The organism is Lentzea albida (assembly GCF_900111005.1).
Lineage (GTDB): Bacteria > Actinomycetota > Actinomycetes > Mycobacteriales > Pseudonocardiaceae > Lentzea > Lentzea albida.
Window position 1 is genome coordinate 531951 of sequence record NZ_FOFV01000001.1, and the last position, 23963, is coordinate 555913.

Annotated in this window: 24 protein-coding genes; 8 read left to right on the forward strand and 16 right to left on the reverse strand. The window is 69.9% G+C overall.

Features of this window, described 5'->3' with window-relative positions; all coding sequences use genetic code 11:
- Nucleotides 1–753, reverse strand: a complete 753-nt coding sequence (locus BMY74_RS02715; protein ID WP_089908814.1) for a glutaminyl-peptide cyclotransferase — start codon at nucleotides 751–753, stop codon at nucleotides 1–3.
- Nucleotides 754–811: 58 nt separating this feature from the next.
- On the opposite strand from BMY74_RS02715, the gene BMY74_RS02720 reads away from it, so the two are divergent.
- The gene (locus BMY74_RS02720) at nucleotides 812–1549 is read left to right on the forward strand and encodes a DUF3027 domain-containing protein (RefSeq protein ID WP_245785847.1); all 738 of its coding nucleotides are present in this window, start codon (nucleotides 812–814) and stop codon (nucleotides 1547–1549) included.
- Nucleotides 1546–4320 carry a sacsin N-terminal ATP-binding-like domain-containing protein gene (locus BMY74_RS02725; protein WP_089908817.1) on the forward strand — a complete coding sequence of 925 codons (2775 nt, stop codon included), beginning with the start codon at nucleotides 1546–1548 and terminating at the stop codon, nucleotides 4318–4320. Before BMY74_RS02720 ends, BMY74_RS02725 begins: the two co-directional genes overlap by 4 nt.
- Nucleotides 4321–4749: 429 nt before the next feature.
- On the opposite strand, the gene BMY74_RS02730 is transcribed toward BMY74_RS02725, so the two are convergent.
- The 3 genes from BMY74_RS02730 to BMY74_RS02740 are packed head-to-tail and all read right to left on the reverse strand — an operon-like array spanning nucleotide 4750 to nucleotide 7970.
- Entirely contained in the window at nucleotides 4750–6012 is a 1263-nt protein-coding gene (locus tag BMY74_RS02730; protein WP_089908819.1) for an MFS transporter, read from the reverse strand.
- A 58-nt stretch (nucleotides 6013–6070) separates the two neighbouring features.
- Nucleotides 6071–6496 carry a MarR family winged helix-turn-helix transcriptional regulator gene (locus BMY74_RS02735; RefSeq protein WP_089908822.1) on the reverse strand — a complete coding sequence of 142 codons (426 nt, stop codon included), beginning with the start codon at nucleotides 6494–6496 and terminating at the stop codon, nucleotides 6071–6073.
- Nucleotides 6497–6536: 40 nt separating this feature from the next.
- Nucleotides 6537–7970: an NCS2 family permease gene (locus tag BMY74_RS02740; RefSeq protein ID WP_089908825.1), complete on the reverse strand. Its 1434-nt coding sequence runs from the start codon at nucleotides 7968–7970 to the stop codon at nucleotides 6537–6539.
- Between the two features lie 16 nt (nucleotides 7971–7986).
- On the opposite strand from BMY74_RS02740, the gene BMY74_RS02745 reads away from it, so the two are divergent.
- Nucleotides 7987–8253 carry a DUF2530 domain-containing protein gene (locus tag BMY74_RS02745; protein ID WP_245785848.1) on the forward strand — a complete coding sequence of 89 codons (267 nt, stop codon included), beginning with the start codon at nucleotides 7987–7989 and terminating at the stop codon, nucleotides 8251–8253.
- A gap of 6 nt (nucleotides 8254–8259) precedes the next feature.
- Nucleotides 8260–9024, forward strand: a complete 765-nt coding sequence (locus tag BMY74_RS02750; protein WP_089910355.1) for an ABC transporter permease — start codon at nucleotides 8260–8262, stop codon at nucleotides 9022–9024.
- Nucleotides 9025–9149: 125 nt separating this feature from the next.
- Here BMY74_RS02750 and BMY74_RS02755 read toward each other — a convergent pair whose 3' ends face one another.
- Nucleotides 9150–9773, reverse strand: coding sequence for a superoxide dismutase (locus BMY74_RS02755; protein WP_089908832.1), 624 nt, complete (start codon nucleotides 9771–9773; stop codon nucleotides 9150–9152).
- Nucleotides 9774–9858: 85 nt separating this feature from the next.
- On the opposite strand from BMY74_RS02755, the gene BMY74_RS02760 reads away from it, so the two are divergent.
- Together BMY74_RS02760 and BMY74_RS02765 are read left to right on the forward strand one after the other, a co-directional pair.
- On the forward strand, nucleotides 9859–11511 hold the full coding sequence (locus BMY74_RS02760) for an ABC-F family ATP-binding cassette domain-containing protein (protein WP_245785849.1): 1653 nt from the start codon (nucleotides 9859–9861) through the stop codon (nucleotides 11509–11511).
- Nucleotides 11508–11918, forward strand: a complete 411-nt coding sequence (locus BMY74_RS02765) for a hypothetical protein (protein WP_030467775.1) — start codon at nucleotides 11508–11510, stop codon at nucleotides 11916–11918. Before BMY74_RS02760 ends, BMY74_RS02765 begins: the two co-directional genes overlap by 4 nt.
- A 75-nt stretch (nucleotides 11919–11993) precedes the next feature.
- On the opposite strand, the gene BMY74_RS02770 is transcribed toward BMY74_RS02765, so the two are convergent.
- Complete coding sequence (locus BMY74_RS02770; RefSeq protein ID WP_089908837.1) at nucleotides 11994–13490, reverse strand: glutamate-cysteine ligase family protein; 1497 nt, start codon at nucleotides 13488–13490, stop codon at nucleotides 11994–11996.
- A 209-nt stretch (nucleotides 13491–13699) separates the two neighbouring features.
- Here BMY74_RS02770 and BMY74_RS02775 point away from each other — a divergent pair, with 209 nt between their 5' ends.
- Entirely contained in the window at nucleotides 13700–14491 is a 792-nt protein-coding gene (locus tag BMY74_RS02775; protein ID WP_089908839.1) for a TrmH family RNA methyltransferase, read from the forward strand.
- On the opposite strand, the gene BMY74_RS02780 is transcribed toward BMY74_RS02775, so the two are convergent.
- The 3 genes from BMY74_RS02780 to BMY74_RS02790 all read right to left on the reverse strand — a co-directional run bounded on the left by BMY74_RS02780 (nucleotide 14488) and on the right by BMY74_RS02790 (nucleotide 18997).
- Complete coding sequence (locus BMY74_RS02780) at nucleotides 14488–15090, reverse strand: DUF2537 domain-containing protein (protein ID WP_089908842.1); 603 nt, start codon at nucleotides 15088–15090, stop codon at nucleotides 14488–14490. The two genes, BMY74_RS02775 and BMY74_RS02780, sit on opposite strands and share 4 nt — an antisense overlap.
- A 377-nt stretch (nucleotides 15091–15467) precedes the next feature.
- Nucleotides 15468–17303, reverse strand: a complete 1836-nt coding sequence (locus tag BMY74_RS02785; RefSeq protein ID WP_089908845.1) for an ABC transporter ATP-binding protein — start codon at nucleotides 17301–17303, stop codon at nucleotides 15468–15470.
- Nucleotides 17300–18997, reverse strand: a complete 1698-nt coding sequence (locus tag BMY74_RS02790; protein WP_245785850.1) for an ABC transporter ATP-binding protein — start codon at nucleotides 18995–18997, stop codon at nucleotides 17300–17302. The genes BMY74_RS02785 and BMY74_RS02790 overlap by 4 nt, the downstream gene beginning before the upstream one ends.
- Before the next feature lie 199 nt (nucleotides 18998–19196).
- On the opposite strand from BMY74_RS02790, the gene BMY74_RS02795 reads away from it, so the two are divergent.
- The gene (locus BMY74_RS02795) at nucleotides 19197–19421 is read left to right on the forward strand and encodes a hypothetical protein (RefSeq protein ID WP_245785851.1); all 225 of its coding nucleotides are present in this window, start codon (nucleotides 19197–19199) and stop codon (nucleotides 19419–19421) included.
- On the opposite strand, the gene BMY74_RS02800 is transcribed toward BMY74_RS02795, so the two are convergent.
- The 7 genes from BMY74_RS02800 to BMY74_RS02830 form a co-directional block, all read right to left on the reverse strand.
- A complete protein-coding gene (locus BMY74_RS02800) occupies nucleotides 19408–19830 on the reverse strand; it encodes a hypothetical protein (RefSeq protein WP_089908851.1) in 423 nt (140 codons plus the stop codon). The genes BMY74_RS02795 and BMY74_RS02800 overlap by 14 nt on opposite strands.
- On the reverse strand, nucleotides 19796–20212 hold the full coding sequence (locus tag BMY74_RS02805; RefSeq protein WP_089908854.1) for a hypothetical protein: 417 nt from the start codon (nucleotides 20210–20212) through the stop codon (nucleotides 19796–19798). The genes BMY74_RS02800 and BMY74_RS02805 overlap by 35 nt, the downstream gene beginning before the upstream one ends.
- Nucleotides 20209–20622, reverse strand: a complete 414-nt coding sequence (locus BMY74_RS02810) for a hypothetical protein (RefSeq protein WP_143091415.1) — start codon at nucleotides 20620–20622, stop codon at nucleotides 20209–20211. Before BMY74_RS02810 ends, BMY74_RS02805 begins: the two co-directional genes overlap by 4 nt.
- Nucleotides 20623–20661: 39 nt before the next feature.
- Nucleotides 20662–21030 (reverse strand): hypothetical protein, encoded by a 369-nt coding sequence (locus BMY74_RS02815; protein ID WP_143091416.1) that lies wholly within the window; start codon nucleotides 21028–21030, stop codon nucleotides 20662–20664.
- A gap of 16 nt (nucleotides 21031–21046) precedes the next feature.
- The gene (gene sepH, locus BMY74_RS02820) at nucleotides 21047–21991 is read right to left on the reverse strand and encodes a septation protein SepH (protein ID WP_089908862.1); all 945 of its coding nucleotides are present in this window, start codon (nucleotides 21989–21991) and stop codon (nucleotides 21047–21049) included.
- A 101-nt stretch (nucleotides 21992–22092) separates the two neighbouring features.
- The gene (locus BMY74_RS02825; RefSeq protein ID WP_089908865.1) at nucleotides 22093–23235 is read right to left on the reverse strand and encodes a sensor histidine kinase; all 1143 of its coding nucleotides are present in this window, start codon (nucleotides 23233–23235) and stop codon (nucleotides 22093–22095) included.
- Nucleotides 23232–23891, reverse strand: coding sequence for a response regulator transcription factor (locus BMY74_RS02830; RefSeq protein ID WP_089910362.1), 660 nt, complete (start codon nucleotides 23889–23891; stop codon nucleotides 23232–23234). Before BMY74_RS02830 ends, BMY74_RS02825 begins: the two co-directional genes overlap by 4 nt.
- Nucleotides 23892–23963 lie beyond the last annotated feature (72 nt).

Here is a 23963-nt window from a genome sequence, read left to right on the forward strand (position 1 = left end):
TCAATCCTGCCCCATCCCGGTGAACCTCACCCGGAAGATGGTCGGCCAGTTCTTGCCTGTGACCAGGAACTCGTTGGTCCCCGGGACGTGCGCGATGCCGTTGAGGACGTCCACGTCACCGCTCGGCTTGAGCGAGGACAGGTCGTAGGTGTTCGTCACCTGGCCCGTGGCCGGGTCGATGCGGACGATCTCGTCGGTCTTCCAGACGTTCGACCAGACCTCGTCGCCGACGCACTCCAGCTCGTTCAGCTGGGTCAACGGCTTGCCGTCGCGCGTGACCTGCACACTTCCGGTCTCGGCGAACGTCTTCGGGTCGCGGAACGTCAGCTTCGCGGAGCCGTCGCTCATGACCAGGCGCCTGCCGTCGTCGCAGATGCCCCAGCCCTCGCCCTCGTAGGAGACGCGGCGGAGCTCGTCCAGCGTCTTGCGGTCGCGCTCGATCGCGACGCCGTTCTGCCACGTGATCTGCCAGATGGTGTCGCCGACGACGGTGATGCCCTCGCCGAAGAAGTCCGGCGGCAGGTCGACCTTCTTCTGCACGTTGCCGGTCGACGGGTCGAGCGCGCGCATCGTCGACTCGCCCTCGAGGCCGGTGCCCTCGTAGAGGACGCCGTCGACCAGTTCCAACCCCTGGGTGAACGCCGACGTGTCGTGCGGAATCTTCTGCAGGACCTCTACCTGGGGTTTTGCTTCTTGTGGCGGCGAACAGGCGGCCAGGACCGCGACGACGACCAGCCAGACGGGGGAGCGCACCCCACGGAGGGTGGCACGAGTTTTCGTCCCGGCGAAGACCTGCGGCACAATTCATGGCGTGACCGCGACTGAGATGCTCCTCGACGCCGTTGACCTCGCCCGCGCAGCCGCGCAGGAAGAGGCCGGTATGGAACGTGTCGGCGCTCATGTGGGGGTGTCCACCGAGGACGAGCACTCGGTGACCCACCTGTTCGAAGCCGAGCACGCGGGCTACCGCGGCTGGACCTGGGCGGTGACGGTCGCCCACGCGGGCGAGGGCACGCCGGTCTCGGTCAGCGAGGTCGTGCTGCTGCCCGGCAAGGACGCCCTGGTCGCCCCCGAGTGGGTCCCGTGGAGCGAACGCGTCCGCGCCGGTGACCTGGGCGTCGGCGACCTGATGCCGCCCCGCGAGGACGACCCGCGCCTCGTCGAGGCGTACGTGCAGTCCGACGACCCGGCGGTCGAGGAGGTGGCGCTGGAGATCGGCCTCGGCCGCACCCGCGTCCTGTCCCGCGAGGGCCGCCTCGACGCCGCCGAGCGCTGGGCGTCCTCCGACTTCGGCCCGCGCTCCGACATGGCCCGCAGCGCCCCCGCGCACTGCGGCACCTGCGGCTTCTACACCCGCGTGGCCGGCGCGTTCGGGTCGGCGTTCGGCGTCTGCGCGAACGAGATCGCCCCGGCGGACGGCCACGTCGTGCACGTCGAGTACGGCTGCGGCGCGCACTCGCAGGTCGAGGTCGACATCAGCCCGATGGTGCCGGTCGCGGACCTGGTCTACGACGACGCGCAGCTGGAAGTTCTGGACGTCTCGGAGTGACCGATCCGTTCGGCACCGAGGCCCTGCGCACCTCGGTCCTCTCGGCGTGGCGTGGTTCGCCCACCCGCTTCCGCGAGGACGCGAACGCCGAGGAGGACCTGCGCCTCGGCGGCTACCGGGACCGCCTGCTCGTCGAGCTCGCCCAGAACGCGGCCGATGCCGCTGGTTCTTCGCCGGGTGTGTTGCGGATCACTCTCGTGGACGGTGAGCTGCGCGCGGCCAACACGGGTGCCCCGCTGACCGCGGCCGGCGTCGCCGCCCTGGCCTCGCTTCGCGCGTCCTCGAAGGAGTCCGGCGTCGGGCAGTTCGGCGTCGGCTTCGCGGCCGTGCTGGCCGTGTCGGACGCACCGCGGGTGGTGTCTGTCTCCGGTGGCGTGGAGTTCTCTGCTTCTCGCACTCGCGCCGAGGTGCCGGAGTTGGCGTCCGAGCGCGGCGGTGACGTGCCGGTGCTGCGCCTGGTCTGGCCGGTGGTCGAGGAGGTGCCGGACGGGTTCACGACCGAGGTCCGGCTGCCGCTGAAGGTCGACCTGTCGCTGGACGACCTGGCGTCGGAGGTGCCGGACCTGCTGCTGGCGCTGCCCGGGCTGCGCCGCATCGAGGTCGGTTCGCAGTCGTGGGAGCGCTTCGTCACGGCGGACGGTGTGGTCACCGTCGGCTCGTTGCGCTGGCTGGTGGAGCGCACCGTCGGTGAGCTGCCCTCCGAGCTGGTCCAGGGCGTCGAACACCGTCCTCAGTGGACTGTGTCGTGGGCGTACCCGCTGGACGAGCCACTGGGCGAGGACGTGCTGCACGCGCCGACCCCGACCGACGAACGCCTGTCGCTGCCCGCCCGCCTGATCGCGACCCTGCCCGTCGAGCCCTCGCGCCGCCGGATCCTGCCGGGCCCCGCCGCGTGGTCGGTGCTGGACGCCGCCGCGGCCGCCTACCCAGCGCTGGTGGCGCGCGTCCCGGCCGTCGAGCGCACCGCCATGGTGCCGCTGCCGGGCTTCCCGCTGTCCGAAGTGGACGACCGCCTGCGCACGGCCGTGCTGCGTTCGCTGCGCACCTCCGCCTGGCTGCCGCTGGCCTCCGGCGAGTGGATCGAACCCGCGCGCGCCCGCGTGCTCGACGTCGGCTCCGAGGAGCTCGTCGACCTCGTCGAGGACGCGCTGCCCGGCCTGCTGGACGCCGAGCTCTCCGCTCCCGTGCACGCGCGTGCGTTGGCGGCACTGGAAGTTCCGCGCGTCACGACCGCCGAGGTCGTCGCCGCGCTGGCCGAGGTCTCCGGTGACCCGGGCTGGTGGCGCGACGTCTACGCCGCCTTCGCACCGCTGGCCGAGGTGGACCCGGACGTCCGCGAGGCGTTGGCCTCGCTCCCCGTCCCCCTGGCCGACGGCCGCGTCGTCACCGGCCCGCGCACCACCCTGATCGCCGACGAACCGCTGCCCGGCCTGCGGGTCGTGCACCCGGACGCCGTGCACCCGCTGCTGGTCCGCCTGGGCGCGGTCGAGGCGGGCGCCGCCGAACTGCTGGCCGACCCGACGCTCCGCGAGAACGTGGCCAGGTCCGTCGAGGACGCCGAAGCAGGCCTCGACGGCCTGGAACTGGTCGAGACGGTGCTGCGCCTGGTCGACCTGGCCGGCGTGCGCTCCGGCGAGGAACCGTGGCTCGGTGCCCTGGCCCTGCCGGACGCCGACGGCGAGTGGCACCGCGCGGACGAACTGCTGCTGCCCGACTCACCCCTGGTCGGCGTGGTCGAGGCGGACGCGTTCCCCCTGCTGTCCAAGGAGATCCTCGAGACGTACCCGCGTTCCGCGCTGGTCGCCGTCGGGGTGGTGGACGGGTTTTCCTTGGTGGTCGACGAGGAGCCGTCCGGCCCGGACCACGACCTGGCCGACGAGTCGGCGTGGTGGTCGCACGTGCCGGACGAGCCCCGTCGGGTGGTGGCCGTCCGCGACCTGGACCTGGTGGCCGACTGGCCCGCGGCCCTGCGCCTGCTGGCCTCCGATCCGGTGACGTGGCGCGCGGTGACCGAGCCCGACGGCTACACGGGGTGGTGGATCGCGCGGCATGCTTCGCTGGCGGGCAAGCCGCCGCGTTCGTACCGGCTGGCCGGGGCGTCGCTTTTGGACGGTCTGTTCGACGTGGTGCCTGATCTGGAGCTGCCTGACCATGTTCTGAGGGCGGCCGGTGTGCGGTCGTCGCTGGAGATCTGGGACGACGAGGACGCCGAGTTCGTGCTGGACCGGCTCGGTGATGCCGACCGGGTCGTTGCCGATGCGGTGGTGTTGCGCGCGTATGCGGCGTTGCCCGAGTTGGACTTCGCTCCGCCTGAGCGGGTTCGGGTGTTGAGCGGGGACGTGGTCTCTGCCGACGACGTGGTCGTTCTGGACCATCCCTGGTTGTTGGGGGTTGTGCCCGCTTCTCGTGTGTTGCTGGCTGACGGGTCGGAGGAACTGGCCGATCTGTTGGACCTGGCGTTGGCGTCCGAGGAGTTCGACGGGTTGCCGGATCACGTCGGTGAGGTTGTGGCGTGGGGTGATCTTGGGGCTGTTCGGATGGCCTGTGAGTTGCTCGAGGTCGCTCTGCCGGACGGTGTCGTGGTTGTGCACGAGTCGTTGGTGGTGGAGGGGCAGCGGGTCGAGTGGTGGATGGTGGACGGGGTTCCGCATTCCGCTGACACGCCTGAGGGGTTGGGGCGGGCCCTGGCTTGGGTTTCTGGGCGGTGGGGGGATCGGCACACGTTCGTGGCTTTGATCGGGGATCCGACTGCTGCGACGTTGTTGGGCTGAGTTCTGCTTGTGGTTGTTTTGCGTGCGGCCTGGTCGCTTTGCGTGCTTCCCCTGGGGCTCTGCCCCAGACCCCGGCAATCTGATCAGGGGGTAGCGCCGCGGGCAGGTAGATGGCACGCCTGTTGCGTAGAGCGGCCGCCGGTTTCGTAGTTTGGGCGCGGTGGCGGTGGGGTCCCATCACAAGCCGCACCAAGAGCGGGCCACACCTGAGGGGTGGGGTCAAGTCGACGAAAAGCGTGTCGACTTGACCCCACCCCTCAGGTGCAGCAAGAGCTGTGGCGCGACTCGTGATGGGACCCCACCGCCGGTACCTCTTTGCTGAAGACGGCTCGCCTGCGGCATCGCACCTGTCATGCGGCTCGCCTTCGGCATCGCGGGTGAGCACCCCAGTCAGGCACCGCGCCCCGCTACCCGCCTCCACCCCAGGGGCTAGCTCGCCACCTCTGCCGGTTCCGGCAGCGCCTCCGCCGATGCCGCCCGCCGCCTTCGCAGCCGGGGCTTCGCGATGTCCCCGCGCCGCACCAGGATGATCCACGCCGTGATCGTCACCAGCATCGACACGGCGCCGCCGATGATGATCGGCGCGCGGCCGTTGATCTCGCCCAGCCAGCCCATCAGCGGGCCGCCCACCGGGTTGCCGCCCAGGAAGACCAGCATGTAGATGCCCATTACGCGGCCGCGCATCTCTGGTTCGACCGCCAGTTGGATGGTGGCGTTGGCGGTGGTGTTGAACGTCATCATCGCCACGCCCACCGGGATCATCATCAGGCCCGTCAGGAGGATCGTCGGCATGAAGCCGGAGACGATCTCCAGGGCGCCGAAGACGATGCCGGAGCCGATGAAGACGGTCATCTTCGGGGTTTTTCGCTTCGCTGCCAGGGTGGCGCCTGCGAGGGTGCCCACGGCTATCAGGGTGGAGAGCAGGCCGTAGGCGTCGGCGTCGCCGCCGAAGACGTTGCGGGCCATGATGGCCAGGGTCATGTAGAAGTTCATGCCGAAGGTGGCGATGAAGAACACCAGCAGCATGACCGTCATGAGGTCCGGGCGGCTGCGGACGTAGCGCAGGCCCGAGAGGAGTTGGCCCTTCTCGCGGGGCAGGGGGTCGGAGCGCAACAACTGCGACGTTCGCATCAGCCAGATGCCGCCCACCACGCCCACGAAGCTGATGGCGTTGGCCAGGAAGACCCAGCCGGTGCCTATCGCCACGATCGTCACGCCCGCTATGGCCGGGCCGATGATGCGGGCCAGGTTGAACATCATCGAGTTGATCGCCACGGCGTTGGTGAGCTGGTCGCGGCCGACCATTTCGACGACGAACGACTGGCGTACCGGGGTTTCCACTGCAGAGAAGGCGCCCAGCAGGAGGCACAGCAGGTAGACGTGCCAGAGCTCCACCACGCCGGTGACGTCCAGCAGTCCCAGGGCCAGGGCGCAGATTCCCAGCGCGGACTCCAGCCAGAGCAGGAGTTTGCGCTTGTCCATGCGGTCGGCGAGGACGCCGCCCCACATCGAGAGCAGCAGGACCGGGAGGAACTGCAGGGACGCGGCGAAGCCCAGGGCCACGGGGGAGCCGTTGGAGAGCTCCAGGACCAGCCAGTCCTGGGCCACGCGCTGCATCCACACGCCGACCAGCGAGATGATCTGGCCGGACGCGTAAAGGCGATAGTTGTAGATGCCTAAGGATCCGAACATTCCGGTACGACGAGGTGGCGAACTGTCTGCTCCACCACCCGCGTAACCCGACACGTTCTTACTGACCCGCCATCCTGTCGATGATGTCGGCGGCCCTGGCGAGCAGTTCCCGTTCCTCCGGGTCCAGCTCGGCCAGCCGCTTGTCCAGCCATGCTTCGCGGGCCGTTATCTCGTCCCGCAGGTACGACAAGCCTTCGTCCGTGAGCTCGACGATGGCTTGACGACCGTCGGTGGGGTGCGGGCTGCGCGTCGCGAAGCCGAACTCCTCCAGGGCGGCGATCACGCGCGTCATCGACGGCGGCTGCACGCCTTCCTTCGACGCCAGTTCGCCCGGGGTCAGCGGTCCGCACTTGTGCAGCGTGGACAGGGCTGACACCTGCGTGAGCGACACCGCCGAGTTGGTGCGCTGTGCCCGCAGGCGGCGGTTGAGGCGCACGACGGCAAGCCTGAGCCTGCTCGCCAGTCCGTGCTGATCGGTCGCCACGTAGTTAGCATACCTCACGAAATAGTTTCCTGCCGAAAGGTCACGACAGGAGGCTCTGGATCGGTCCCAACGAGAAGTAGACGACGAAAGCCGCCGCCACGATCCACATGAGCGCGTGAATTTCGCGGGCCTTGCCGGTGAGGGCCTTGAGCAGGACGTAGCTGACGAAGCCCGCGCCGATGCCGTTCGCGATCGAGTAGGTGAACGGCATGACGACGATCGTGAGGAACGCGGGCAGGGCGATGGTGAAGTCGGTGAAGTCGATCTCGCGGATCTGCATCATCATCAGCGCGCCGACGATCACCAGCGCGGGTGCGGCCGCCTCGATCGGCACGACCTCGTAGAGCGGCGTGAAGAACATCGCGAGCAGGAACAGCACGCCGGTCACGACGTTCGCGAGGCCGGTCCTGGCGCCCTCCGCGATGCCGGACGCCGACTCGATGTAGACGGTGTTCGACGAGCTGGAGGCGGCACCGCCGGCGACGGCGCCGAGGCCGTCGACGAAGAGGGCCTTGCTGACGTTGGGCAGCTGGCCGTCCTTGTCGATCAGATCCGCTTCCTTGCCGAGACCGGTCATCGTGCCGACGGTGTCGAAGAAGTCGGTGAGGACGAGCGTGAAGACGATCAACGCGGCGGCCAGCGCGGGCAGGCGGGTCCAGGCGCCGAACGACACGTCGCCGAGCAGGCTGAGGTCCGGGACACCGAAGACCTGGTCGGGCAGCGCGGGGTAGCCGAGGTTCCAGCCCTTGGCGTTGACGCCCGCGGACGGGCCGGCCTTCACGAGCGCCTCCAGGACGATCGCGAAGATCGCCGTCGAGACGATGCCGATGAGGATCGCGCCCTTGACCCTGCGCGCGAACAACACACCCGTGACCACGAGTCCGACGACGAAGACGAGCGTCGGCCAGCTCGCGATCGACCCGTTGATGCCGAGGCCGACGGGCACGGTGGTGTTCGCGGCGTCCGGCAGGCGGCGGACGAACCCGGCGTCCACCAGGCCGATGAACGTGATGAACAGACCGATGCCGACCGCGATCGCGGCCTTGAGCTCGTTCGGCACGGCGTTGAACACCGCCGTCCGCACACCCGTGACGACGAGCAGCAGCACCACGAGCCCGTTGACCAGGATGAGGCCCATCGCCTCGGGCCAGCTGACCTTCGCCGCGACGCTCACCGCCACGAACGAGTTGATGCCGAGCCCGGTCGCGAGGGCGAACGGGTAGTTGGCGATCAGTCCGAACAGGATGGTCATCACGCCGGCGACCAGCGCCGTCACCGCGGCGACCTGACCGACCGGGAGGATGTTGCCGAGCACGTCGGGGTGCGACCCGGGACCCGACGGCGCGAAGCTGCCGATGATCAGCGGGTTCAGCACGACGATGTACGCCATCGTGAAGAACGTCACGACACCACCGCGCACTTCCCGCGCCACGGTCGACCCGCGCTCGGAAATCTTGAAGAACCCGTCCAGCATCTGGTCTCCTTACGACGTGTCCGAACGCGACTCCGCCCCACCGCACCCGCCGGCGCTGCCGCACGGGCTGGCAGACCCCGTGCCGGTCGTGCTGGGGGGAACCGCGCTGTGGTTCCTCGGATTTCTGGTGGTGCTGGTCCTCGACCGCTCGAACAGCACCCTGCTCTGGACGACCCTGTCCGGAGGTCTGCTCGGGATCATCGGGTACGGAGTCTTCTACTGGCAACGGCGGGCGGCGAGGCGCGGGTCACGAACTGCGCAGCGGGGCCTCGACGACGCATAGTTGCTCATGGTTCTGGCCACCGACTGGGTCCGCCTGCTGATCGTCTGCGTCGTCTTCGTGGCCGCGGCCTGCGCCGTCGTGCGCTTCACCGGCCTCACCACCCCGAAGCCGTTCCTCACGGCGGCGGCCCGCGCCGTCCTCCAGCTCGCGGCCGTCAGCGCCGTGATCACGTTCGTCCTGACCCACCTGGGCCTCACGTGGGCCTTCCTCGTCGTGATGGCCGTCGTGGCGACCGCCACCTCCGCGCGCCGCACCGGAGCGGGTCGCAAGGGCGTCTGGGTGGCTGCCTCGATCCTGGTGGGCACCGTGCCCGCGCTCGTCTTCCTGCTCGCCATCGGGCTGCTCCCGGCGAAGGGCATCTCGCTCATCCCGGTCGGCGGCATCCTGATCGGGGGCGCGATGACCGCCACGACGCTGTCGGCGCGCAGAGCCCTCGACACGCTGCACGACCGCTTCGGCGAGTACGAGGCGGCGCGCGCCATGGGCTTTCGCGAGCGCGACGCCGTGCGCCTGATCATCCGCCAGCCGTCCGCGGAGGCGCTGCTGCCGCCGCTCGACCAGACCAGAACGGTCGGGCTGGTCACCCTTCCGGGTGCTTTCGTCGGGATGCTCCTCGGCGGCGCGCCGGTCTGGCAGGCGGGCGCGCTCCAGATCGTGGTGCTCCTGGCGCTGCTGGCCGTCGAAGCCGCCGCCGTTGCGACCGTCGTGGAGCTCGTCGCGAGAGGTCTGGTCAGGAGGGCTTCCCAACCAACCGAAGTTAGGCTAACCTAAGTCTCGTCGCTTCGTGGTGGGAGCGGCAGTCAGTTCGGGAACGGACGAGGCCCCCGCTCTGGGCAGAGCGGGGGCCTCGTCGTGTTCGGCCGTGGGCGCTTGTCGGAGCATCCACTGCCGAAGGATCAGGGCAGCAGCAGGCCGTTCTGGCCCGAGCGCGCCGCCTCGAAGCGGGCGGAGACGTCCTCCCAGTTGACGACGTTCCACAGCGCCGAGATGTAGTCGGCCTTGAGGTTGCGGTACTGCAGGTAGTACGCGTGCTCCCAGATGTCGAACGCGAGCAGCGGCGTGACCGCGATCGACAGGTTGGAGTGGTGGTCCTTCAGCTGCAGCGTGATCAGCTTCTGCGCGATCGGCTCCCAGGCGAGGATGCCCCAGCCGGAACCCTGGATCGACGACGCGGCGGCGTTGAGCTGACCGCGGAACTTGTCGAACGAGCCGAAGTGCTCGTCGATCGCGGCCGCGAGCTCGCCGACCGGCTTGTCACCGCCGTTGGGCGAGAGGTTCTTCCACCACACCTGGTGCAGCGCGTGACCCGCCAGGTGGAACGCGAGCGTGGTCTCGAGGCCGACGATCGAGCCGAAGGCCTCCTTGTCGCGGGCCTCCTCGATCTGCTCGATCGTGTCGTTCGCGCCCTTGACGTACGCCGCGTGGTGCTTGCCGTGGTGCAGCTCGTTGATCTCGCCGATGATCGCCGGCTCGAGGTCGCCGTAGTCGTAGTCGAGATCCGGCAGCACGTACTGGCCCATGACTTCTCCTGCAATCTCTTGGTTCTTGCAACTTACTAGCAACAAGGTGAGTAAACCAGTTGCGAGCGCCCGTACCGTCGAAAGCGTGTCCGTGCTGACAGCCAGGAACATTTCGCTGTCGTTCGGTCCGAGGACCGTGATCTCGGAGGTTGATTTCAGTGTTTCGCCTGGTGACCGCGTCGGCCTGATCGCGCCCAACGGCGTCGGCAAGTCCACGTTGCTCCGCCTGCTCGCCGGTGAGCTGCCACCGGAAACCGGTTCTGTCTCAAGCACCGGGACAGTCGCCCACCTGACGCAGGAGACCCTCCACCAAGCTGGAGAGTCGCTGCGGGGCCACCTCGCGCGTCGCTCCGGCGTCGCGCGGGCCGAGCAGTGGCTGCAACGGGAGGCCGAGGCCCTCGCGGAGGGCGGCGGCGCCGAGTACTCCGACGCGTTCGACCACTGGACCGCCATCGGTGCCGGTGACTTCGACGAACGCGCGGACGTCGTCTGCGAACACCTCGGCCTGCGGGCGGACCTCCTCGACGGCCGGGAGCCCGACGAGCTGTCGGGCGGCCAGCAGGCGCGCCTGCGGCTCGCGGCGGTCCTGCTCACGCGTGCCGACGTGCTGTTGCTCGACGAACCCACGAACGACCTCGACGCCGCCGGTCTCGACCTGCTGGAGAACCACGTCAACGGCTACCAGGGCGCGATCGTGCTGGTGAGCCACGACCGGGAGTTCCTGGCGCGCACCACGACCGCCATCGCCGAGCTCGACGAGTTCAGCCACGGCATCACCGTCTTCGGCGGTGGCTGGGACGCCTACGTCGAGGAGAAGGCGAACGCCGAACGCCGTGCCCGCGAGGAGTACGACGCGTACTCGGCGAAGCGCGACTCGCTGGTGCAGCGCAGCCGCCAGGTGAAGGAGTGGTCGCGCCAGGGCGTGCACCGGGCGAACAGCGCCAAGGCGCGCCGGGACGAGCCGGACGAGAACATCCGCGCCGGACGCACGCAGGCAGCGGAGAACACGGCGTCCCGATCGTCCGTTGTGGACCGTCAGCTGGCGAGGCTGGAGGAGGTCGAGGAACCGCGCGAGGCGTGGCAGCTCCGGCTCACCCTGCCGTCGGCGGGGCGCGGCAGCTCGGTCGCGTTCACGTTGCGGCAGGCCGTGGTCCGCCGCGGCGACGTGACGCTCGGACCGGTCGACCTCACCATCGGCGCGGGCGAGCGGTGGCGGATCACCGGCCCCAACGGCTCAGGCAAGTCGACGTTGCTCGGCGCGCTGCTCGGCCGCCTCCCGCTGCTGGAGGGCGACCGCTCGATCGGGCCGGGCGTGGTCGTCGGCGAGGTCGACCAGCTGCGGGCCGAGTTCGCGAGCGACACCAGTGCGCTGCGGATCGTGGCGGACGCGTCGGGGCTCCAGGACGTCGAGGTGCGCACGCTGCTGGCGAAGTTCCGGCTCGGCGCGGACGCCGTGCTGCGGCCGGCGCGCGAGCTCTCACCGGGCGAGCGCACGCGCGCAGGACTCGCCCTGTTGCAAGCCCGTGGCACGAACTGTTTGGTGCTCGACGAACCGACGAACCACCTCGACCTCCCTGCCATCGAACAGCTGGAACAGGCGCTCGAGACCTACGCGGGAACGTTGTTGCTGGTCACGCACGACCGGCGGCTCGCTTCGGCCGTGCGGGTGGATCACGAGATCAACGTCCGCGACCTTCTCACGTTTCCTCGTGTGAAGGGTGGAAGATATGGGTCATGACCACCGAGGAGGACTGGCCGGTCGAACAGACCTGGTCGATGCGCAACACCCACTGGCACGCCTATGTGGAGCACACGTCACTCGACCACGCCTCTCCTCGACAGGTCCGGCTCGAACGCACCCCTGAGGAAGTGCTGACGTCGCCGGCCGAGGTCGCCGCGTGGCTCGAGGTCAACCTCCGCAGCGCGACGAGGCCCGAGGAGACGGGCAAGAAGCGCGTGAAGGACGAACGGGACTTCACCGACTCGAACCGGGTGCACGCCTCGCTGGCGTCGCGCGGCGAGTCGATCTACACGGGCGTGAAGGGCGAGCTCACGCTGGCGGTCGAGGCCGTGACGCCGGACGAGTGCCGGATCTCGCACGACGGTGCGGACGTGGCGCCCCTGAAGGCCGGCCGCCGCCGCTAGCTCGAGCCGGTGCGGGCAGGCCTGTCACGAGGACATGCCTGCCCGCACCGGTTTCCTCGTCAGGGCTTCGGGCGGCTAGCCGACGTGCCACGTGTGCACGGGCTCGCCCGCGTGCATCAGCTCCATGTACCGCTTGAGCATGCCGGACAGCGCCGCGTCCCTCGACAGGCCGCGTTCCTCCAGCAGCGCAACGGTTTCCCGCTGCCACGACGAGCCCGTGCGGCGCGCGAGGCAGCGCTGTTCGATCACGCCGAGGTAGCGCTCGCGGGCCTCGTCGGAGACACCGCAGTCGCGCAGGCCGTCGTGCGCCATCGGCAGGAGCCTGCGCAGCACCAGCTCGTCCGGCGGGATCCAGCCGATGCCGGGCCAGTACAGCTGGGCGTTCATGCCGTGCCGTGCGCCGGTGTAGAGGTTCTCCTCCGCCGCCTGGAACGACATCTGAGTCCACAGTGGACGTTCCTGTGAAGTGAGCGCGCGCTGGGCGCCGTAGAAGAACGCGGCGTTGGCCATCGTGTCGAGCACCGTGGGGCCCGCGGGCAGCACCCGGTTCTCGACGCGCAGGTGCGGCACGCCGTCGACCACGTCGTAGACCGGCCTGTTCCAGCGCCAGATCGTGCCGTTGTGCAGCCGCAGCTCGGAAAGTCGAGGCGCGCCACCGGCTTCCAGGACCTCCAACGGGTCCTCGTCGTCGGTTTCGGGCAGCAGGCTCGGGAAGTAGCGCACGTTCTCCTCGAACAGGTCGAAGATCGACGTGATCCACCGTTCACCGAACCACACGCGCGGGCGCACGCCCTGGTTCTTCAGCTCGTCCGGGCGCGTGTCCGTGGCCTGCTCGAACAACGGGATCCGGGTCTCGTGCCAGAGCGCCTTGCCCAGCAGGAACGCCGAGTTCGCGGCGATTGCGACCTGCACGCCCGCCAGGCACTGCGCGGCGTTCCAGTGCGAGGCGAAGTTCGTGGGCTCGACCTGCAGGTGCAGTTGCACCGACGTGCACGCCGCTTCCGGCAGGATCGACTCCGCGTAGCTGTGCAGCTTCTCCGGCCCCTTGCCCGGCATCGCCGGGCCTTCCATGTGCAGCACCATCTCCTCGCCGCGGGCCTTGAAGATGGTGTCGTTGAGCAGCGCGTACCGCGGCGACTCGGAGAGCCACCTGCGGTCGAAGTGCCGCTCCCGCAACGTGGGCAGCACGCCGATCATGGCCAGGTTGGCGCCCACGTCGTTGGCCTTGGAGTCCGCGCTGTCGAGCGACTGGCGCAGTTCTTCCTCCAGGCCGAGCATCTCGCCCCCGGCGAGCTCGCGCGGGGGGACGTTGATCTCGAGGTTCTGCTGTCCCAGCTCCAAGGTGTAGGAGGGATCGTCGATCTTCTCGAGGACCTCCGAGTTCGCCATCGCCGGACGCATCGCGTCGTCGACGAGGTTCAGCTCGATCTCGAGCCCCATCTGGCGACGGGGGAAGGAGAACGTGTCTTCGGCCAGCATCGTGGCCAGTGCGTCGAGACTCCGCTGCATCTTCTCCCGATAACGCTGGCGGTCGTCTCTGGTGAAAGTGCGGCTGGACACTTCACTTCCCATGCCGCTACCCCTTCGCTCGGCGCCGGTGGGCGCGGGCCAGGCGGAACGCCAAACGTGACACAGCGGAAACCTGCTTTACATCGCCCAAATCGGTGCTCTCTGTCACGTCGAGGTAACAACCAGCGATCATCCGCTGGTCGGGCGCGTGCGGTTCCGCCCTCCGGACTACCTCGCCTGTTCCACGACGGGTCGGATGCGAAACTTCCCGCGTGGCTGACGTGATCGAGATCAACGACCCGGCCGACCCCCGGCTGGACGACTTCCGCGACCTGTCGACGGCCGACCGCAGGCCCGACCGGCCCGGAGGACGCGGTCTCGTCATCGCCGAGGGTGTCGTCGTGGTGGAACGCCTGCTGGCCTCGCCGTACCCGGTGCGCGGACTGCTCGGCGTGCGCCGCCGGATCGAGGCCCTGGACCTCGCTGACCTGGACGTTCCCGCCTACGTGACGTCAGCGGAGGTCATGGCGTCGGTGGTCGGCTTCCACCTGAACCGGGGCGTGCTGGCGGCCGCGGACAGGGCTCCCGCGGTGTCGTTCGAAGAGCTCGCGGCCGGCTCCCAGCGCCTCGCCGTGCTGGAGGGCGTGGGCGACCACGAGAACCTGGGTTCGATCTTCCGCAACGCCGCCGCACTGGGCGTGGACGGCGTCGTCCTGGGTCCCGGCTGCAGCGACCCTCTGTACCGCCGCAGCGTGCGCGTGTCGATGGGCCACGTGCTGCGCGTGCCGTTCGCTACCACGGATGAGTGGCCCGCGGCGCTGAACCTGTTGAGGCAAAAGGGTTACACGGTTGCCGCTCTGACGCCCCGCCCGTCCGCCCTGCACCTAGCGGACGCGGGCCTGCGCGGCCGTCGCGTGGCCGTGCTGCTCGGCTCGGAGGGCCCCGGCCTCACCGACGAGGCGATCGACGCGGCCGACCTGGCCGTCCGCATCCCGATGTCGTCGGGCGTGGACTCCCTGAACGTCGCGACCGCGGGCGCCGTGGCGTTCTACGCGTTGCTCTAGAGGAGCGTGAGGATCAGCGCGAGCCAGGCGACGCCCACCCCGGTCACGACGCCGTAGGCTACCCAGCGCCACACCGGCACCTTGCGCCCGAGCCACACGCTCGGCGCCAGGCCACCGACCACCAGCACGTTCGCCACGAGCGCGAGCCACCGGCTCGTCTCGCCCAGGCCCAGCGAGAGCGACACGACCGTCACCGCGACGATCGCCGCGGTGATGACGCTGACCGTGAGCCCGGTGCCCCACGGGGTGGGCTCGGACTCCTCCTGCTGCTCCTCCGCGACGGCTTCGGCTTCGGCAGGCGCCTCGGGCGCCTCGACGGTGAGCAGGTCGCCGCTGACCGGGTCGGTGTAGCTGACCGGGGAGTTCATGACCGCCGCGATCCTGCCGGCGAGTTGCCTGCCCCGACGGGCGACCAGCGCGTTGGCCACCCCGTCGGCAGGCGTCTCGGTGCGCACCACGGCGTCGGCGACCTTCGCCCACTCGTGCAGCGCCTCGGCCAGATCGGCACCGAGGGGCAGGCTGTGCGGGTCGACCTCGCGCTCACCGGACTCGTCTTCGCCGGCGAGCACGGCGCGGCCGTCCCGGACTCGCAACTCCACTGCGCCTCCTCGGTCTGGAGCTTCGGGCAGAAACCTATCGGACGGGTGGGGTGGGGAGAACGGATGTCGGCCGGCGTCGGGTGGGTGGGCGGCCGAAGGGGCCGGAAAGGCCGGGGTGGCGGGAAATGCTGGGGATGACGGAGGCCGGGGTGGTGGGAAAGGCCGGAACGGCCGGAAAGCCGGGGTGGCGGAAACGGACGGGGATGGCGGGAAGGCCGGGTTGGCAGCGAGCACAGGTGGAGACGCGACCTGACGCCACCACCCTCGGCGCCTGCACCTCGGCGGCCTCGCCGCTCCCACAACCGGCGCCCCCACAGCCGGAGTCGTGAGGTCGCGTTCGCGCCAGATCCCCATTGGCGCGAACGCGACCTGCCGGCCTAGGCGAGCGAGTCGCGCCAGGCCGTGTGCAGGGCGGCGAACCTGCCCCGCTCACCGATCAGCTCCTCGGGGGAGCCGTCCTCCACCACAATGCCACCATCGAGCACCAGCACGCGGTCCGCGATCAGGACCGTCGACAGGCGGTGGGCGATGATGAACGCCGTCCGGTCCGCCAGCACCGTTTCCAGCGCTGCCTGCACGGCGCGTTCTGTGGGCACGTCCAGTGACGACGTCGCCTCGTCCAGCACCAGCACCGCCGGGTCCGCGAGGAACGCGCGGGCGAAGGCGACCATCTGGCGCTGGCCCGCGGACAGGCGGCCGCCTCGCTTGCGGACGTCCGTGTCGTAGCCGTCGGGGAGGGCCGCGATGAACTCGTGCGCGCCCACCTCGGCCGCTGCCGCCTCGATCTCCGCCCGGGTCGCCGCCGGACGGCCCAGGGCGATGTTGTCGGCCACGGAGCCGGAGAACAGGAAGTTCTCCTGCGTAACCATCGTGACCGCCCGGCGGAGGTCCGTGTCGGCGACCGTGCGGAGGTCGGTGCCGTCGAGCTGCACCGAACCCGTCGACGGGTCGTAGAAACGGGCCACGAGCTTCGCCACGGTCGTCTTGCCGGCACCGGTCGCGCCCACCAGGGCCACGGTCTGGCCCGCCGGGACGTCCAGCGAGAAGCGCGGCAGCACCAGGCGGGTCGTGCCGGGGTACTGGAACTCCACGTCGGCGAACCGGACGGCGCCCCGCGCGTGCGGCAGGGCCACCGGCGAAGCAGGTTCCGGGACCGACGGCTCCTCCTCCAGGACGCCTGAGATCTTCTCCAGGGCGGCGGTGGCGGAGGAGTAGGAGTTCGCGAACATCGCCAGCTCGTCGAACGGGTCGTAGAAGCGGCGCAGGTACACGGTGAACGCCGTCAGCACGCCCAGTTCCAGGGAGCCGCCCGCCACGCGGTAGGCGCCCCAGGCGAGGACCAGCGCCAGGGACACGTTGCCGATGGCGCGGACCGACGACACGAACGTGGCCATCACGCCCAGCGCGTCGGTGTTCGCGTCGCGGAACTGGCCGTTGAAGCCCTTCATGATCTGCTCGTTGCGGGGCTGGCGGCGGAACGCCTGCACCGCGCGGATGCCGTTCATGGACTCCACGAACTGCACGATGATCTTGGCGATCGCGCCGCGCGTGCCGCGGTAGGCGTCCATCGAACGCCGGCGGAACCAGCGCCAGATGAAGTAGATCGGCACGAAGCCCGCGATCACGACCAGGGCCAGCGGGACGTCCAGGTACAGCAGGATGATCGCGATGCCCGTCACCGACAGCGCCGCGTTGAACAGGCTGTCGAGGCCCTCCTCCAGCAGGTCCTGCAACGAGTCGACGTCGCTCGTCAGCCGTGAGATGACCTTGCCGGACGTGTAGGACTCGTGGAACCCGACGGACAGGCTTTGCGAGTGCCGGAAGATCCGGCCGCGCAGGTCCAGCAGCACGTCCTGGCCGACCCGGCCGGACAGGCGCAGGAACGCCCAGCGCAGGAACGTCATCAGCAGCGCGGAGACCGCGTACCCGGCGACGCACCAGACCAGGGTCGCCGCGCTGCCGCCGATCGCGGCCGGGATGCCGTCGTCGATCGCGACGGCGATCAGCAACGGACCCGCGAGCGCCGCCAGGTTGCCGCCCACCACCGCGGCGATCGCCAGCGACACGAGGCCGACGTGCGGGCGCAGCAACGATCCCAGCAGCCTGCGCGAGCGGGCCTGCAGGCGCAGGCCCGTCGAGTGCGTGATCTCCTCGATCTCCTCGGCGGCGACGCCGCGCCACTCTTCTTCCTGTGCCACAGTCACTTCACTCACGACGCCACCTCCTCTTCGATCAGGTCGTCGTCCATCGAGGACAGAAGACGCTTGTACTCCTCGTTGGTGTCCAACAGCTCCCGGTGCGACCCGATCGCCTCGATCCTGCCGTCGACCAGCAGCGCCACCCTGTCCGCGAGCTGCACGGTCGACGACCGGTGCGCCACGACCAGCGCCGTGGTGTCGCGCAGCACGCGCCTCAGCGCGCCCTCCACCTCGGCCTCGGTGTGGACGTCCAACGCGGACAGCGGGTCGTCCAGCACCAGCACCGCCGGCTTGCCGACGACCGCGCGGGCCAGCGCCAGCCGCTGCCGCTGGCCACCGGACAGCGACAGGCCCTGCTCGCCGATCCGGGTCGCGAGCCCCCACGGCAGCGCGTCCACGAACTCCTCCGCCTTGGCCACCCGCAACGCCTCGCGCACGGCGGCCTCGGACACGTCCGGCACGCCCAGGCCCACGTTCTCCGTCACCGACGCCGAGAACAGCACCGGTTCCTCGAACGCCGTGCCCACGACGGTCCGCAGGTCCTCCAGCGAGAAGTCCCGCACGTCGACGCCGTCGATCGTGATCCGGCCGCCCGTCACGTCGGCGAGGCGCGGCACCAGCGCCGTCAGGGTCGTCTTGCCCGACCCCGTCGCGCCGACCAGCGCCAGCGTCTCACCGGGACGCAGGTCGAGGTCGACGCCCGAGAGCACCTCGCGGCCGTCCTCGAACGCGAACCGCACGCCCTCGAAGCGGACGTGCCCGCGCACCGGCGCAGGCAGCGGCACGGGTGTGGCGGGGCCGGTGACGGTGACGGGGGAGTCGATGACCTCCCAGTACCGTTCGAGCGCCGAGGCGGCCTGGTTCGTCTCCGCCAGCAACCAGCCGATGGAGTCGATCGGCCAGCGCAGGTACGCGCTCACCGCGACCGCCGCGACCAGCGTGCCGACCGTCATCCAGCCGTTCACGATGCCGATCGCCCCGACGCCCAGCATGCCCGCGATCGACAGCTCCGGCAGCACGATCAGCACCGACCACAGCGACGCCAGGATCGAGATCTTGTGCAGTTCCGTGGTCCGCAGCTCGCGCGCCTGCGCCAGGAACCGCTTCGACAGCTCCGGCCCGCGCCCGAACGCCTTCAGCACCCGGATGCCGAGCACCGACTCCTCGACCGTCGTCGTCAGGTCGCCCGCCTGGTCCTGCGCCTTGCGCGCGACGACCTTGAACTTCGCCTCGAAGAAGTACGAGATGACGATCAGCGGCAGCGCCCCGCACAGCGACACGATCAGCAGCCACGGCGACAGGGCCGCGATGATGCCCAGCCCGATCAGCACGACCAGGCTGTTGACGATCAGGAAGACGATCGCGAACGCCACGAACCGCCGCACGGTCGTGAGGTCGTTCGTCGCGCGTGAGAGCAGCTGGCCGGACTGCCACCTGTCGTGGAACGCCACCGGCAGCCGCTGAAGGTGCTGGTACAGGTCGAACCGCATGCGCGCCTCGACCTCGGCCGCCGGCCGGGCCACGACCTTGCGCCGGATGTAGAACAGCACCGCCTCGCCGAGCCCGAGCAGCAGCACGCCCAGGATCAGCCACGGCAGCGGGCCGGTCTCCTTGTTCTGAATCGGACCGTCGACGATGCGCTGCGTGAGCAGCGGGATGCCGAGACCGCACAGCATCGCGAGCATCGTCGCCGACAGCACGACAGTCATCCGTGCGCGGTGCGGCCGCACGTACGGCCACAACCTCCGCAAGGTCTGAATTGTCGAGTTACGTTGATCGCTCACGCGACGAGCCCCCTCCAGGTCCTCTCCAAAGTACGAAGGAGGACCGACAGTCAGCATCCGGTTTTTCTCCCCACCGGAGCCTCCCGGCTCGACTTAGGTCGAGGTCAAGGGCACGATGACCACCATGACGCGGTTTCTGCGAACTGAGCAGACGATGGCGTTTCCACACGGACGGCTCATCGCTTCACACGACGGGGTGAACTACGTGCTCGCCCCCGACGGCTGGGACCACCTGGCGGGACCACGCCCCCGGCACGCGGTGCTCGTCTCCCGCGAGGACGCCGAGGACTGGTGCGAACGCGAGGGCTGGGACCTGAACCTGCTCGACGAGGTGCCTACGCCCTCTTGAAGGTGAACAGGCCGACGAGGCCGTAGGCGACGGCCGCGAGCAACGCCTCGGCGTGGTGCCGGTTGGTGAACCACGCCATCGCCGGTTCGTGCAGCTTGAAGTAGAGCCCGACGCCCAGCACGACCGGTCCGAGCAGGATGATCGGCCACACCGGCCGCACCCCGAAGACCCACAGGACCGGCCCGGCCAGCACGAGGGACGACACGAGCGCGATCGGCAGTCCGATCAGCACCAGCAGCAGGAACGTCGACATCGACGTGCTGTCGAGCCACGACTTGAGGAAGCCCGACTCGTAGGCCCACGTCCACCCGAGCACCAGCCCGGCGCCGACGGCCATCGACAGCACGACCCGGAACAGCAGCCGGCGTCCCGTCCTACCCGTCTTGCCCGCGGTGCTCTGCTCCGTCACGCCTCCCACGGTAACCAGCGGTCACCACCGAGGCCAAGGCGTACCCGCAAGCAGTCCCGGCGGCGACCACGAGGATCCCGCTCCACTCCGGCAACTGGACCTGCACGAACCGCAGGCTGAACGAGCTGATGATCACCAGCAGCACCGCTCCGGCGGTGCCCAGGGCGGCGGTCCGCCCGGCCACGGGGAACCGCACCAGCCGCAACAGGCCCCAGCCGACGACTCCCCAGACGACTATCAGCGCCGGGAGGAGGACGAAGAGGGCCAGGACCGCGCACCCGATCCCGCTCTCGGGACACGTCAGGTCGGTGGCGGGTTCGACCGACGCGAACCACCCGGCCCCGCACAACGCCCCGGCGCCCGCTGCCCACGCCTGCCTCACACGACCTCCCGCCTCGATCCACTGATCATGCCCGCTGACCCGTAGGCGACGCACGGCACCACCACCGCCGCGACCAGGACGAAGAAGTGTCCGTCCTCCTGAACCAGGTCCAGGTAGGTGTACCGGAACCACAGGACCGCCACGATCAGAACGACCCACAGCACGCTGCCGATCGCGGTCGCGAGCCACCCGCGCTGCTGCCGCACGACCCGGAACCCCGCCCAGATCAGCAAGCCCGCGACGGCCATCCAGAACGCGAAGACCGGCGGGTACAGCACCGGACCCTGCAGACCGCAGCCGGAGCGTCCGGGCCGGAGGTAGCAGTACCGCGTGAGCCCGTCGAGCGTCAGCGCGAACCCGGCACCGGCGAGGATCCCGGCGCCCGCCCCCACAACAGTGCGCGACAACATGCGCCCAGAACTACTCGATCAAGGCGCTTCGCGGGCAGATCAGCCCGAAGTCTCCACAGGACCTTCACGACGCGCGCCCGTCAGCACGGCGATCAACGCGTACAGCGCGGCGAACACCGCGAACGACACAAAGGTCACGCCCAGCAACAACACCATCGCGACCACCGCCATGAGGGTCGCGGGCACGGCCACCAGCCATGCCCGCGACACCTTCAGCGATCGCAGTGCGAGCCCGCCCACCACCGACCCCGCCACGGCGAAGACCGGTATCGAGGTCACGAAGGCCCCGAGGCAGCCCCAGTCGTCCTTGGTGCACACAGCTCCCGAGGCGAGGAGCTCGAACAGTCCCCACCAGGCCAGCCCGAGGAGTGCACCCACTCCGGCAGCCAGCGCGACACGACGTCCCACGGCGTCAGCTTCTCACTCAGCGGTTCGACCGCACGCCCAGTAAAACGTCTTCCCACGAAGGGACGATGGGGTGGTTCTTCTTCCCCCGCTTCGGAGGAGGGTCCTTGCGGACCGGCTTCTCCGCGGCGGGCTCCTGCTCCTTCTTCACCGGCGGTGCCGGTGCGGCGGGAACGGGAGCGGGCTCAGGCTCGGGCTGCTTCTCCTGGACGACCGGCTTCTCGGCCACGACCGGTGCCGCCACGGGGGCGGGAGCCTGCGCCGGGACCGTCGGTGCCGGCGGCTCCTCCATCACGGGGATGGGAGGGAGCACCGGAGTCGCTTCCAGGGCCTGCCGCGCGAGCTGCGTCACCGGACGCACCGTGCGCAGCGTGCGGTTCGGGTTCGGGTCCATCAGGTCGACGGCCGCGTCGTCGAGCGCCGTGACCGTGCCGCCCTGGGCACCCGGGTGGAACGCCCAGTGCGCGCGGTTGTCCGAACGCCCGGTCGTCCAGTGCAGCTGCACGATCCAGCGGCCGTCGTCGCCCTTCCACGAGTCCCACTTCGTGTCGGACAGGTCGTGGCCGCGCAGGCCGAACGAGTGCGCGACGACCTCGCCGAGCGTCTGCACATCCGGGCCGTCCTCGCGGACCGGGTGCGCGCGCTGGGCCATGTCGGCCGTGCGCGAGCGCTCCAGCAGGACGGGGTAGGCGAAGCGCTCGATGCGGTGCGCCGGCATGCCCGCGGCGGCCGCGACCTGCTCGATCGACTCGCCGGCGCGGATGCGGGACTGGATCTCGCGCGGCCGCATCTGGGCCTCGCCGGACTCGATCTGCATCTGGCCGAGGCGCGCGAGGTCACCGCGCAGGGCCGCCCGAAGACGCTCGTCCGCGGGGAGCGTGAAGCGCTCGCCGCGGTTTTCGGGGTCCTCGAGGATGACGGACTTGCCGTCCTCGTCGAGCCCGATGACTCGCAGCGCTCGCATCGTGGCCTCCCTGAATTCGCACCTCGCCAGCAGACAACGTTAGGACAACGAGCCCTCCATGAGTGGGAGACTCGCCGATATCTCTACGTGATCTTGCCAGTTCACGAGGGTTGCCGCACGCCCGTTTCCGGAAGGTTCACGTGGACCACCAGTCCTCCTCCCCCGTTCGGACGAGCCTTCACCGAACCGTGGTGAGCCCTCGCCACGGACTGCACGATCGACAGCCCGAGACCCGATCCGGCGGTCCCGGTCCGGTCGCGCAGACGTCGGAAGGGTTCGAACAACCCGGGTACTGCCTGGGCAGGCACGGTGGGACCGGTGTTGGAGACGATCAGTTCTCGATCAAGCTCGACGGTGACGGAGCCGCCCGGCTCGTTGTAGAGGACCGCGTTGCGCAACAGGTTGCCGACGAGGTGGGCTAGTAAGACCGGGTCACCGTCCACCAGATACCTGCGCGACCGAACTCCAAACGTGACCTTTTTCTCCGCGGCGAGTGCCGCGCACGTCTCGATTTCGTCGTCGATCACCTCGTCCAGCCACACGAGCTCACGCGTGGCGAGCCCGCGGTCACTGCGAGCGAGCAGCAGCAGCCCGTCGATGAGCTTCTCGCTCCGTTCGTTCGTGTCGAGCAGGTGCGCCCCGAGGCGGCGGATGTCGTCGGACGCGTCCGGAGCGCCCAGCGCGACCTCGATCAGCGTCCGCTGCACCGCCAGCGGCGTGCGCAGCTCGTGCGAGGCGTTCGCGACGAACCGCTTCTGGCTGTCGAACGACGACGCGAGCCGGTCGAGCATGCCGTCGAAGGTGTCCGCCAGCTCCTTGAGCTCGTCCGGCGGCCCGTCCAGCTCGATCCGCCGGTCCAGTTGCTCCGCCTCCAGCCGGTGCGCGGTGGAGGTGATCGAGTGCAGCGGCGCCAGCACCCGTCCGGCCACGACCCAGCCGAGCCAGACGGCGATCACCGCGGCGACCAGCAACGCGATGACGGACTGCCACAGGACGGTGTTCATCGTGTCCGCGGCGAAGTCCGCGCCGCTGACCACCAGGGTGTCCGCGGGCAGGACACCCGCCTCGACCGCCGCGATGCCGGGGTACGTCGCGGCCGCCTCGGTGGGCAGCGCGCGGGACACCGCCATCCCCTCCAGCGGCATCCACTCGGCGAGCAACCAGTAGTTGAGGCCGATCAGCGCGATGCCCGCGATCAGGAAGACCCCGGCGTACCAGGCCGTCAGCCTGGTCCTGAGCTTCACGAGCCGAACCGGTAGCCGGCGCCGGGCACGGTCTCGATGACCTGCGGCGCGCCCAGCTTCCGGCGCAGCGTCATCACCGCCACCCGCACGGCGTTGGTGAACGGGTCCGCGTGCTCGTCCCAGGCCTTCTCCAGCAGCTCCTCGGCACTCACGACGTTGCCCTCCGCCCGCATCAGCACCTCCAGCACCGCGAACTCCTTCGGGGAGAGGGGCAGGAACCTCCCCTCCCGCATCGCCTGGTGCCGCGGCAGGTCGAGCGTCACGCCCGCCCGCCGGAGCACCGGCGGCAGCGCGGGACGAGCACGGCGGCCCAGCGCCTGCACGCGGGCCACGAGCTCGGCGAACGCGAACGGCTTGGTCAGGTAGTCGTCGGCGCCGAGCCCGAGCCCGGCCACCCGGTCGTCCACCTCGGCCGCCGCCGTCAGCATCAGCACCCGCGCCTCGCCGCCGGTCGCGTGCACCGCCTTGCACACCTCGTCCCCGTGCACGAGGGGCAGGTCGCGGTCGAGCACCACGACGTCGTACGCGTGCACCCCCACGCGCTCCAACGCCGCCTCGCCGTCGTAGCAGACGTCGACCGCCATCGAGAACCTGCGCAGCCCCTCGGCGATCGTGTCCGCGAGCAGCTGTTCGTCCTCGACCACCAGCACACGCATGGCGCCCATTTTCCGGGGAACGGGCATAAGCGCCGGATAAGCCCTTTCGCTTAACGCCGCCGAATGACGGCC

Coding starts and splice junctions, on each gene's coding strand:
- BMY74_RS02730 (WP_089908819.1), bottom strand. CDS start 6,012: ATGTTCGGATCCTTAGGCATCTACAACTATCGCCTTTACGCGTCCGGC.
- BMY74_RS02750 (WP_089910355.1), top strand. CDS start 8,260: ATGGTTCTGGCCACCGACTGGGTCCGCCTGCTGATCGTCTGCGTCGTC.
- BMY74_RS02770 (WP_089908837.1), bottom strand. CDS start 13,490: ATGGGAAGTGAAGTGTCCAGCCGCACTTTCACCAGAGACGACCGCCAG.
- sepH (WP_089908862.1), bottom strand. CDS start 21,991: ATGCGAGCGCTGCGAGTCATCGGGCTCGACGAGGACGGCAAGTCCGTC.
- BMY74_RS02830 (WP_089910362.1), bottom strand. CDS start 23,891: ATGCGTGTGCTGGTGGTCGAGGACGAACAGCTGCTCGCGGACACGATC.
- BMY74_RS02795 (WP_245785851.1), top strand. CDS start 19,197: ATGACGCGGTTTCTGCGAACTGAGCAGACGATGGCGTTTCCACACGGA.
- BMY74_RS02740 (WP_089908825.1), bottom strand. CDS start 7,970: ATGCTGGACGGGTTCTTCAAGATTTCCGAGCGCGGGTCGACCGTGGCG.
- BMY74_RS02810 (WP_143091415.1), bottom strand. CDS start 20,622: ATGTTGTCGCGCACTGTTGTGGGGGCGGGCGCCGGGATCCTCGCCGGT.
- BMY74_RS02765 (WP_030467775.1), top strand. CDS start 11,508: ATGACCACCGAGGAGGACTGGCCGGTCGAACAGACCTGGTCGATGCGC.
- BMY74_RS02755 (WP_089908832.1), bottom strand. CDS start 9,773: ATGGGCCAGTACGTGCTGCCGGATCTCGACTACGACTACGGCGACCTC.
- BMY74_RS02790 (WP_245785850.1), bottom strand. CDS start 18,997: ATGACTGTCGTGCTGTCGGCGACGATGCTCGCGATGCTGTGCGGTCTC.